This window comes from Gluconacetobacter entanii, from assembly GCF_013155425.1.
GTDB classification, from domain to species: Bacteria; Pseudomonadota; Alphaproteobacteria; order Acetobacterales; family Acetobacteraceae; genus Novacetimonas; species Novacetimonas entanii.
This window is the reverse complement of record NZ_JABJWD010000068.1, coordinates 26,256-36,217: the sequence shown is the minus strand read 5'-3', so window position 1 is coordinate 36,217 and position 9,962 is coordinate 26,256. Positions and strand designations below refer to the sequence as shown.

7 protein-coding genes and 1 pseudogene are annotated in these 9,962 nt (G+C 65.1%); 1 reads left to right on the top strand and 7 read right to left on the bottom strand.

What is annotated here, in order from left to right; genetic code table 11:
* The 5 genes and pseudogenes from HNH97_RS12290 to ade form a co-directional block, all read right to left on the bottom strand.
* Positions 1 to 224: pseudogene (locus HNH97_RS12290) on the bottom strand (energy transducer TonB); the annotation flags it as partial.
* An 888-nt stretch (positions 225 to 1,112) separates the two neighbouring features.
* A complete protein-coding gene (locus HNH97_RS12285; protein WP_171791075.1) occupies positions 1,113 to 1,916 on the bottom strand; it encodes a hypothetical protein in 804 nt (267 codons plus the stop codon).
* The gene (locus HNH97_RS12280) at positions 1,916 to 2,629 is read right to left on the bottom strand and encodes a hypothetical protein (RefSeq protein WP_171791074.1); all 714 of its coding nucleotides are present in this window, start codon (positions 2,627 to 2,629) and stop codon (positions 1,916 to 1,918) included. The genes HNH97_RS12285 and HNH97_RS12280 overlap by 1 nt, the downstream gene beginning before the upstream one ends.
* Positions 2,626 to 3,549: a site-specific integrase gene (locus HNH97_RS12275; RefSeq protein WP_244949419.1), complete on the bottom strand. Its 924-nt coding sequence runs from the start codon at positions 3,547 to 3,549 to the stop codon at positions 2,626 to 2,628. The genes HNH97_RS12280 and HNH97_RS12275 overlap by 4 nt, the downstream gene beginning before the upstream one ends.
* A gap of 16 nt (positions 3,550 to 3,565) precedes the next feature.
* Complete coding sequence (ade, locus tag HNH97_RS12270) at positions 3,566 to 5,266, bottom strand: adenine deaminase (protein WP_171791072.1); 1,701 nt, start codon at positions 5,264 to 5,266, stop codon at positions 3,566 to 3,568.
* Between the two features lie 376 nt (positions 5,267 to 5,642).
* Here ade and thiC point away from each other — a divergent pair, with 376 nt between their 5' ends.
* On the top strand, positions 5,643 to 7,484 hold the full coding sequence (gene thiC, locus HNH97_RS12265; protein ID WP_171791071.1) for a phosphomethylpyrimidine synthase ThiC: 1,842 nt from the start codon (positions 5,643 to 5,645) through the stop codon (positions 7,482 to 7,484).
* Positions 7,485 to 7,671: 187 nt separating this feature from the next.
* On the opposite strand, the gene HNH97_RS12260 is transcribed toward thiC, so the two are convergent.
* Positions 7,672 to 8,763, bottom strand: coding sequence for a branched-chain amino acid aminotransferase (locus tag HNH97_RS12260; RefSeq protein WP_171791070.1), 1,092 nt, complete (start codon positions 8,761 to 8,763; stop codon positions 7,672 to 7,674).
* A gap of 279 nt (positions 8,764 to 9,042) precedes the next feature.
* Entirely contained in the window at positions 9,043 to 9,876 is an 834-nt protein-coding gene (locus HNH97_RS12255) for a nitroreductase family protein (RefSeq protein ID WP_171791069.1), read from the bottom strand.
* Positions 9,877 to 9,962 lie beyond the last annotated feature (86 nt).

Here is a 9,962-nt window from a genome sequence, read left to right as displayed (position 1 = left end):
GTGATCACCGGCGGCGGCGGCGGCGGCGGTGGCGGCGGCGGTGGCGGCGGCGGCTCCTTGATCACCCGGGCCTGCACTGGCGGACGCGGCGGCGGCGGCGGCGAGGACTTGGGCGCGCCAAGGCCATACATCAGCGCCGTGACGAGAGCGCCCTCGAAAAGTAAAACGACGCCAAATATTATGGCTTTCTGTAATCGATTATCACTTTGTTCCGCATACGTCATACCCATACCTCATTCAGAACGGCATAGTTAATGGAGGTTATAGAAAGTTTCCTGATGTTCTGATTTGACCGAATACTACGAGAGTATGACCAGATATCTACGAAACGTCTGGTTGAATCCGACTGCGCCAGCCCGACATTCCTCCAACCGGATAGCGCTGTTTTCGCAATTGCCACGGATTGCAGCCAACAGCGTGTCAGAAGGACTGGCAGACAGTCGTGAAGCCGGTAGCCGGTTCCCTCCCTGCAAGGAAAGTCGCTTGTCCATCATGATTTATCCATAAACGTCCATAAACATTATTAACTCTCCGAAATCAACCCTCTTGTGGCCGAAACGGCATGGGAGGACACGCGTCATGCTTCGTGAATCGATTACCGAAAATAACAAACCAGAAACGCCATCTCCACCCGATGAAAAACTGATTTTGCCAGCTTGAGCAAAAACCCCGCGCAGTCAAGCTAAGGGACAACAATTAATGGAAAAAACACACAGGCGACGCTTCCCCGAACTCACTTTCGCACATCGTTGATATCCTTGCGGGCATTGCAGGCGGTCCCTGATGTTACCGTGCCGCCTGCATTCCATCGCGCGATGCAGCCCGGTGCAGGCCGATCCTGCGGATGTTTCTTGCGCAGAATGACAATCGCGCGACATAAAGTTATCATATCGAAACGATATGCGGTAGCACGTTCCACACCATCACATCACTTTTCGTTATTACACGATGTATTCACGGAATTCCGACACACTGTTCATGCGGACCGTCGCCCCGATTAATGCATCCCGGCGAAAGGCATCATACACCAGCTGTTATATTTACGGCTAACAAAATATTACTGCCCCCGGCCCGCAGGGCCACAATTCCGCCACATCCCGCCGCGACCGTCCTCAACTGCGGCAGAATGCCGGCAGCGGGTCGGGTTCCTCCTGCATGGCGCGGGCCTCCCCCTGCTTCACCAGTTCAAGGCAGGCGGTGAAGGTGCTGGTCCAGGCGGAGCGCGCACGCACGGGCGATTGGTCGGACGGTGGGGGCGCATCCCCCGCGCGCAGCGCCGCATCGGGCAGCATCCGGTCCAGCAGGACCGGGCCATCGCTCAACCGCAGGGCATGGCGCACACGCACGCGCGCATCCTCCACATCGAACAGGTCAAGCTGCACCGGCGCGTAACCGGGTTCGGGCGGCGGCACGCCCCAGTTGCCGTCAAAGACCGCAAGGCACCCCCACAGGAATTCGATGCGGTCGGTTTCCCATTCCGGTGGCTGCTCCGTAATGGCGCAGGCGGGCCCGGCGCCATAGACATGGATATCACGGCCCAGTTGCGGGCGCGCCGACAGCCATGCCGCCAGACGGGCCGCCTCCTCCGCCGCCAGCAGTTGCGCGCGCAGGCGCGACACCTCATCGGTGGCTTCCTGCTGTCGCGGGTCATCGGCCGGCAGCATCAGGCGCGAACGCAGCAGCAGCAGGCCCGACACCATGACCGCCCATTCCGCCCTGCGCCCCAGCGGGAGCGAGGACGAGGTACGGATGGCGACCGTCAACTGGTCCACCAGCGCGACAAGGTCGAGCGCACGGATATCGATCCGCCGCGCCTGCGCCAGCGCCAGCAGGTGCGTCAGGCCACCCTGGTACGCCTCCATGCGGATGACGGGTTCCGGGCGGCCATCCTCCTCGAACAGGTCATACTGCGCCATTACGCCATGTCCCGTGCCGACAGGGCGAAGGACAGGTCCGGCCAGCGCGCACGCACCGCTGCGACCAGCGGTTCGGGGGCCTCCGCACGGGGGGTAAAGAAACCATAGACCACGGGCTTGTGCCCGTTGGGCAGGCGACGTCCCGCCTTGCGCCCCACCAGGCGCTGCACGTTGCGCGGGGCCTCCGCCGTGCCCCAGTGCCGCCGCAGCCATGACAGCGCATCGGGATGCGTCGCCCCCAGTCGCAGGATGGAGGGCGGTATGGGCACCAGCGCATGGAAATCCAGCACGCAGGGACGGTCCATGCGCATCAGGTTGTGCGAATGGCGGACCTCCGCCGCGTCACGGAACTGCCGCGCGAGGATGCGGCATCCCTCGATCGACAGGCCACGGCGGGTATGCGCGGACGCGCCATCGCCAATCGCCAGCGCGAACATGTCCTCCTCCACCCGTTCCCCGTCAAAGGGCCACGGGATCAGGCCGCGCCCGCGCGCCGTGGCGGCGAAATCGTCCACCGCCGTGATCGGGCCATGGACCAGCAGGTGCCACCATTGCCAGTACCCCTCCGCCGCCGCGTCGCGCCATGCCGCAAGGGGCCTGCGCCCGCGCCGCCCGCGTGGCGCGGGAGTGATGGGTGCCGTGGAGTCGGAGAGCGGTTCATCGCCCTTTACCGGCGGCAGGTCGGCCCACGGGAAACGCAGGTTTTCGGTCATGGCGCGCTGGCCCGCACGTAGACGAGCATCCCGCGCGGGTCACGGTGACGGGTATGGCGGCGCACCTCCTCCACATCAACGCCACGTGCAAGGGCATCGACGATATGGCCCGCCCGCAGGGCATGCGCGCTAAGCCGGGCGGCATATCCCGCATCAAGGTCGGCCAGTGCCGCGCGCCGTTGCAGGATGCGCGTCACGGCAAAGGGGGTCAGCGCACGCCCCCCGGCCCGGTCGCCCTTGGAAATGGGCCGGAACAGCGGCCCGGTCTGGCGATGCGCCACCTTCTGCCATGCGGCAAACGCATCGGCGGGGCAGAGCAGCAGGTCATCGGGACGTTGCGGCATGGTGACGTCCTCCCCTTCCGACATGTCGTCCGCACCTGCGCGGACGGACGCCGCGCGGTTGCGCACATGCAGCACCACGCCATGCGGTACGATGCGCACGTCCTCCACCATCAGCCCCACCAGTTCCGAACGCCGCAGCGCGCCCGCGAACCCGAAGACCAGCAGGCAGCGGTCCCGCCGGCCGCGCGCGCTGTCGTCGCAGCGTTCGACCATGGCCCGCAACTGCGCCGGTGTCAGGATTTCCGGCCGGGGCGCGACCTGTGGCGTCGCGGCCTCCAGCGCGGCGTGCAAAGCGGCGCGGATGACGGGATCGCTGACCTTCCACGGCTGGTTGTTGAACCGGTGCATCTTGCCGATCGCGGCAAGGCGGCGGCGGATGGTCGCAGGGGCATAGTCCTGCAGGGAGCCCAGATACGCCGCGACATCCCCTGCCGTGGCCGGGATGGGCCGCACCCCGTGTTGCGCGCACCATGCGGCGAAATGCGTCCAGTCGGCGCGATAGGCACGCAGCGTCGCCGTGGCCTGTGGCCGCGTGAGGGAGGGGCTGTCGCCGTGCGCCGTCATGTCCTGTGCCATCGGTTATCCGCGCATCCTACAGCAGGGCCATGCGATCGACATCCACCATCCCGAAATCCGTGATCTTGAGGTGCGGAATCACGGGCAGCGGCAGGAACGCCAGTTGCAGGAACGGCTCATCCAGCGTGCAGCCCAACCCGCGCGCGGCGGCGCGCAGCACCTCCAGCCGGGAGGCGACCTGCTCGAACGGGGCGTCGCTCATCAGGCCCGCGATCGGCAGCGGCAGGTCTGCCACCACCCGCCCGTCGCGCACGACGACAAAGCCGCCGCCCGTGGTTTCCAGATGGTTGACGGCGGCGGCCATGTCCGCGCCGTCGATCCCGACCACGCAGATATTGTGGCTGTCATGGCCAACCGACGACGCCAGCGCCCCGGACTTCAGCCCGAATCCCTTCACCAGGCCCCGCCCGATATTGTCGTTATGCCCGTGTCGCGCCACCACGCAGACGCGCGCGATGTCGCGGGCGGGGTCGGCCTGCACCACACCGTCGCGCACCGGCATGTCGGCACGCAGGAATTCGGTGATGATCTGTCCGGGGATCAGGCCGATCACCGGGGCCTGCACGCCATCGCCCGCCTGCGCCATGTCGGCGGCACCGACCGGGGCGGGCAGGCTGATGCTGTCCAGTCCCACCGGCGCGATGACCTCGCGCGCGGCGAACAGCGCGTCATCGACCACGCGCCCCGCCGCGATCACGTCGGAGACGCGACATTCACGCAGGTCGTCAAGCAGCACGATATCCGCCCGCCATCCCGGCGCGATCATCCCGCGGTCGCGCAGCCCAAACGCATTCGCGGCACTGAGCGAGGCGCTGCGATAGGCGGCGACGGGTTCGACACCTTCGGCGATCGCAAGGCGGATCAGGTAATCCAGGTGCCCCTCATGCGCGATTTCCAGCGGGTTGCGGTCATCGGTGCAGAACGCGAAGAACGGCGAGGTCGCGGGCGTCAGCAGCGGGACAAGCGCGCGCAGGTCCTTGCACACCGATCCCTCGCGGATCAGCACCGTCATGCCCTTGCGCACCTTCTCCAGCGCCTCGGCGGCGGTCGTGGCCTCATGGTCGGTGGAAATCCCCGCCGACAGGTACGCATTGAGCGCCCGCCCGCGCAGCAGCGGCGCATGCCCGTCGATGTGCCGCCCCGCAAAGGCCGCCAGCTTTTCCATGCAGCCCGGATCGCCATTGATCACGCCGGGCACGTTCATGAACTCCGCAAGGCCGATGACCTGCGGGTGGTCGCGCCATTCCACCAGGTCGGCGGCCGACAGGCACGCGCCCGATGTTTCCAACGCGGTGGATGGCACGCAGCTTGACAGGTTGACGCGCAGGTCCATCACCACCCGCGACGCGGCGGCCACGAAATACTCCAGCGCCGCGCGCCCCAGCACATTGGCCATTTCATGCGGGTCGCAGATCGCGGTCGTCACCCCGTGCGGCAGGACGCAGCGGTCGAATTCGAACGGCGTGATCAGCGAGGATTCGACATGCAGGTGCGTGTCGATGAAGCCCGGCACCGCGATACGGCCCCGTGCCTCAATGACATGGCGTCCCTCGTAATGGTCCAGCGTGCCGACGATGGTGTCGCCACAGATGGCGATATCACCGTCCAGCAGGTCCCCCGTCACCAGATCAAGCAGGCGTGCGCCACGGATGACGGTATCGGCGGGTTCGCCGCCACGGCCCTGCGCAATGCGGGTGGGGATCGGTCGGGTGGTCATCGGCCTGTCTTCCGTTCTGATTTCCCTTGCCCTTTTACCCTACTCCGCCCCGATGCTGATACCGGGCGGGCATATTTTTCACATCCTGTTGTCTGATGCCCATGGTGATTGACAATGCGCGCGGCTTTGCCGATCCTGCACCTACCAAGGGGAGTCCCGTCAAAGGGGCTGAGATACCGCTGGCACGCCGCCGAGGCGTGGATGCGGGGACCCTGCCGGGCGCATGGCGCGCCCGGGGAACCTGATCCGGTTCATACCGGCGGAGGGACTGGTGTGACATCGGAAAAAACAGGCCCTCCGCCGCGATCCACGCCCGCAGGACCACCTTCCGGTTTCTCCCCTTCCCCTGTCGGAGAGAAACACGAGGTGTCCTGTCATGAACAAGATTGTCCCGCCTTCCTCTCCCGACCATGTCACCACCGGCCCGATACAGGGCTCGGTCAAGGCGTGGTCTTCCCCCACCGGCCGCCCGGACATCCGCGTGCCGTTCCGCGAAATCGCGCTGGAACCCTCGGCCAACGAACCGCCGGTGCGCGTCTATGACACGTCCGGTCCCTATACCGCCTCCCCCGCCCATACGGACGTGAACAAGGGCCTGCCGCGCATCCGCGAGGGCTGGATCGCAGCGCGCGACACCATCACCGTGACCCCGCGCGCCGTCCGGCCCGAAGATAACGGCTTCGCCGCGGGCGAGCAGCTTGTCCCCCCCTGCCCCGCGCCGCATGTGGTGCGCGAGGGCAGGCGCGGCACAAAGGTCACGCAGTTCGAATTCGCCCGCGCGGGCATCATCACGGACGAGATGATCTATGCCGCGCACCGCGAAAACCTGGGCCGGACGGAAATGGTGGCGGGTGCTGAGGCACGCCGCGCGGACGGGGAGGATTTCGGGGCGGACATCCCCGCCTTCATCACCCCGGAATTCGTGCGCTCCGAAATCGCATCGGGACGGGCGATCCTGCCGGCCAACATCAACCACCCCGAACTTGAGCCGATGGTCATCGGGCGCAACTTCCTGGTGAAGGTCAACGCGAACATCGGCAATTCCGCCGTCACCTCCTCCGTCGCGGAGGAAGTGGAGAAGATGGTCTGGTCCATCCGCTGGGGCGCGGACACGGTGATGGACCTGTCTACCGGGCGCAACATCCACAACATCCGCGACTGGATCATCCGCAACGCGCCCGTGCCGATCGGCACGGTGCCGCTGTACCAGGCGCTGGAAAAGGTCGGCGGCGTGCCCGAAGCCCTGACGTGGGAGATCTTCCGCGACACGCTGATCGAACAGGCCGAGCAGGGCGTGGACTATTTCACCATCCATGCCGGCGTGCGCCTGCGCCATGTGCCGCTGACGGTCAACCGTGTCACGGGCATCGTCTCACGCGGGGGGTCGATCATGGCGGGGTGGTGCCTGCACCATCATCGCGAAAGCTTCCTGTATGAACATTTCCCCGAAATCTGCGACATCATGCGCCGTTATGACGTGTCATTCTCCCTTGGCGACGGGCTGCGTCCCGGCTCCATCGCCGATGCCAATGACGCGGCCCAGTTCGCGGAGCTTGAGACGCTGGGCGAACTGACGAAAATCGCGTGGGCGAAGGGCTGCCAGGTGATGATCGAGGGGCCGGGCCACGTGCCCATGCACAAGATCAAGGTCAACGTGGAAAAGCAGTTGCGCGAATGTGGCGAAGCCCCGTTCTACACGCTTGGCCCGCTGACGACCGACATCGCGCCGGGATATGACCACATCACGTCGGGCATTGGCGCGGCCATGATCGGATGGTTCGGCACCGCGATGCTGTGTTACGTCACGCCAAAGGAACATCTGGGCCTGCCGGACCGCAACGACGTAAAGACCGGCGTTATCACCTATCGCATCGCCGCCCACGCCGCCGACCTTGCCAAGGGGCACCCGGCGGCGCAGTTGCGCGATGACGCGATCAGCCGCGCGCGGTTCGACTTCCGCTGGAACGACCAGTTCAGGCTGTCGCTCGACCCCGATACGGCCTGCGCCTACCATGACGAGACCATGCCGCGCGAGGCGCACAAGAGCGCGCATTTCTGTTCGATGTGCGGGCCGAAATTCTGCTCCATGCGCATCAGCCACGACCTGCGTGACAATGCCGCGCGGGAGGCGGGGATGGCGCAGAAGAAGGAGGAGTTCCGCGAAGGCGGCAACCGCCTGTATGTCCCCATGCCCGAGGGCGAACCCGCGGCGGAGTGAAGGACACTTAAGGAATAAAAGTTTTTGGGTGCCGCCTTTTTTCAAAAAGGCGGCGTTCTTCGAAGCTTTTTGAAAAAAAGCTTCACCAAAAACTTTTGATACTTTCAGGGCTTTCCATATGAAAAATGCGCGTCCATTCCGGACGCGCATTTCCATGAAACCCTCCCCCCATCATGGGTGGTGCGGTTCAGATGACCTTGTGCACCCAGCCATACGGGTCGGGCGCATTGCCGCGCTGGATCGCGATCAGGTTGGTGCGCAGCTTTTCCGTCACCGGGCCGATGCTGATGCCATCGCCGATCACGACCTCGCCCTGCTTGCCACGGAACCGCCCGATGGGGGAAATCACCGCCGCCGTGCCGCAGGCGAACACCTCACGCAGGCGGCCGCTGGCGGCATCGGCATACATCTGGTCGATCGCATAGGGTTCCTCACGCACCGTCAGGCCCCCGTCACGCGCGATGCGCAGGATGGAGTCGCGCGTGATGCCACGCAGGATCGTACCCGTCAGAGGCGGGGTGGCGACCGATCCGTCATCAAAGACGAAAAACACGTTCATGCCGCCCATTTCCTCGATCCAGCGGCGTTCCACCGCATCAAGGAACAGCACCTGCGCGCAGCCATGGCCCTTGGCTTCCTTCTGCGCCATCAGGCTTGCGGCGTAATTGCCGCCACACTTCGCCTCGCCCGTGCCACCGGGGGCGGCGCGGCAGTATTCGGACACCCAGACGCTGACGGCCTGCTCCCCGAAATAGGCGCCCACGGGGGAGGCGATGACCATGAACAGGTATTCCGACGCGGGCTTGACGCCCAGGAACGCCTCGCTCGCGATCATGAAGGGGCGGATATACAGGCTTTCATCGGAACGGGCGGGCACCCATTCGCGATCCACCGTCACAAGCTGGCACACCGCATCGACAAACAGGTCCTCGGGCAACTGGGCCATGGCCATGCGCTCGGCCGACTTGCGGAAACGCCGGGCGTTGGCGTCGGGACGGAACAGGGAAATCCCGCCCTGCGCCGTGCGGTATGCCTTCATCCCCTCGAAAATTTCCTGCGCGTAATGCAGCACCGCCGCCGCGGGGTCGAGGCTGATTGGCGCATAGGCGCGGATCACGGGATCGTGCCAGCCCTGCCCCTCGGTATAGCGGATGATGGCCATGTGATCGGTGAAGATCTTTCCGAATCCGGGGTTGGCCAATACCTCCGCCCGACGCTCCGGCGAAACCGGAGAAGGATTCGGTGAAAGCGTGAAACGGAGTGTACTGACGCTGTCCATGACCATTATTCTCTTTCATCATGCGCGGCCGCCACGGCGACGTGCCGGGCTGTTTTTTGCGCATCCGGACGGGAAACAGACACAACTTCCCTAGAATATCCCGCAGGTCAAGCCCATGGCCGTCATGGCCCCCACCCTGCCCGATCGGCCAGGAGGCCACTGTCAGGGCCTGACCTGAAAACATCAAAGGTTTTTGGTGAAGCTTTTTTCCAGAAAGCTTCGAAAGACACCGCCTTTTTCGATCAAAAGGCGGCACCCAGAAACTTTTATTCCCAGATCCTAGCGCAGTTCGAACCCCCTGCGCACCAATTCCTCGCGCAGGCGGTCGCGCCCGTGCAGCGCCTGCACATCGCGGATGCGCCCGATCACGGTGGTGGACCAGTCCTGTGGTGACAGCCCCTGCTCGGTGCGAAACCGGGTCATGGTGGCGTCATAGGCCGGGACTTCCGCCTCCCCACCCGCATATTTCTCATGATGCAGCACCGCCGACTGCGGCAGGCGCGGCTTGATCGCGGTCGGGTGCTTGCGGTCGGGATGGCCCACGCACATGCCAAAGACGGCGACAGTGCGTGGCGGCAGGCCCAGTTCGGAGGCGATTTCACCGGGTTCGTTGCGCACCGCGCCGACATAGACGATGCCAAGGCCGAAGGATTCGAACGCCGCCGCCGCGTTCTGTGCCGCGAATGCCGTATCGGCCACCGCCATGGTGAAGCTTTCGAGGTAATCCAGCGCCACATGTGGCTGCGCACGCGCATCGGCCACATGTTCCAGCCGCGACAGGTCCGCCACCCACACAAGGAACAGCGGCGCCTGCGCGATGAAGGCCTGATCCCCCGCCAGCTTTGCCAGGCGCGCGCGGCGTTGCGGGTCGGTGACGGCAATCACGCTCCATGCCTGGAAATTGCACGAACTCGATGCCGACTGCGCCGCCGCGATCGCCGCCTCCAGTGCGCCCTGCGGCACGGGGGCCGGGGAGAAGGCGCGCACGGAACGATGGGCCATCAGGCCACGCACGACCGTGTTTTCGGGCAATGCCACATCGGGCGGCGGCTGGCGGTAACGTGCTTTCCACAGGTCGGCCAGCGATGAAGATGAAGTCGGTGCATCCACCATGGCGGTACCCCTTGCTTGTACGAGGACAAATGAAAGGCTACCTCATCACGATCACATCGCGCAGCGGTAGCCACGCGATGTCACAC

What these genes read in the sequence shown, in the direction of transcription:
- HNH97_RS12285 (WP_171791075.1), bottom strand. Translation starts at nt 1,916, where the DNA reads ATGGCGCAGTATGACCTGTTCGAGGAGGATGGCCGCCCGGAACCCGTC.
- HNH97_RS12280 (WP_171791074.1), bottom strand. Translation starts at nt 2,629, where the DNA reads ATGACCGAAAACCTGCGTTTCCCGTGGGCCGACCTGCCGCCGGTAAAG.
- HNH97_RS12275 (WP_244949419.1), bottom strand. Translation starts at nt 3,549, where the DNA reads ATGGCACAGGACATGACGGCGCACGGCGACAGCCCCTCCCTCACGCGG.
- ade (WP_171791072.1), bottom strand. Translation starts at nt 5,266, where the DNA reads ATGACCACCCGACCGATCCCCACCCGCATTGCGCAGGGCCGTGGCGGC.
- thiC (WP_171791071.1), top strand. Translation starts at nt 5,643, where the DNA reads ATGAACAAGATTGTCCCGCCTTCCTCTCCCGACCATGTCACCACCGGC.
- HNH97_RS12260 (WP_171791070.1), bottom strand. Translation starts at nt 8,763, where the DNA reads ATGGACAGCGTCAGTACACTCCGTTTCACGCTTTCACCGAATCCTTCT.
- HNH97_RS12255 (WP_171791069.1), bottom strand. Translation starts at nt 9,876, where the DNA reads ATGGTGGATGCACCGACTTCATCTTCATCGCTGGCCGACCTGTGGAAA.